The following is a 567-nucleotide window of genomic DNA, read 5'->3' as shown; positions in this document are numbered from 1 at the left end:
GCAGAGAACACCCCACATCCACCGGATCACCCCCCAACCCACCAACCCGCTCCACCACACCCGACAACGCCACCTCAGACCGCGCCGACACCAACCACGGCACCACAACCGAAGACTCAGCCACCGGCCGCTCAACCACCCGCTCCCGCACAGCCGGCACAGGCCCCTGCTCCAGAACCACATGCGCGTTGGTGCCACTGATACCGAACGACGACACACCAGCCCGACGCGGCCGGCCCACCGAAGGCCACACCCCGGCCTCGGAAAGCAACTCCACCGCACCCTCCGACCAGTCCACATGCGAGGACGGCGTCTCCGCATGCAGTGTCCTGGGGAGCACCCCGTGCCGCATCGCCTCCACCATCTTGATCACACCCGCGACACCCGCCGCCGCCTGCGTATGACCGATGTTCGACTTGATCGCACCGATCTTGAGAGGTACGTCGCGGTCCTGGCCGTAGGTGGCCATCAACGCCTGCGCCTCGATCGGATCGCCGAGCGTGGTACCGGTGCCATGCGCCTCCACCACATCCACATCCCCCGCCGACAACCCCGCCGACGCAAGCG

1 protein-coding gene is annotated in these 567 nt (G+C 67.5%); it reads right to left on the bottom strand.

Annotation, left to right across the window (positions count from 1 at the left end):
- Window positions 1-567, bottom strand: a 567-nt coding sequence (locus tag SCWH03_RS28295; RefSeq protein WP_173267779.1) for a ketoacyl-synthetase C-terminal extension domain-containing protein, incomplete at both ends; no start/stop codon positions are given.

It is taken from the genome of Streptomyces pacificus (assembly GCF_011766325.1).
GTDB classification, from domain to species: domain Bacteria; phylum Actinomycetota; class Actinomycetes; order Streptomycetales; family Streptomycetaceae; genus Streptomyces; species Streptomyces pacificus.
This window is presented reverse-complemented; position numbering and strand designations above follow the sequence as displayed.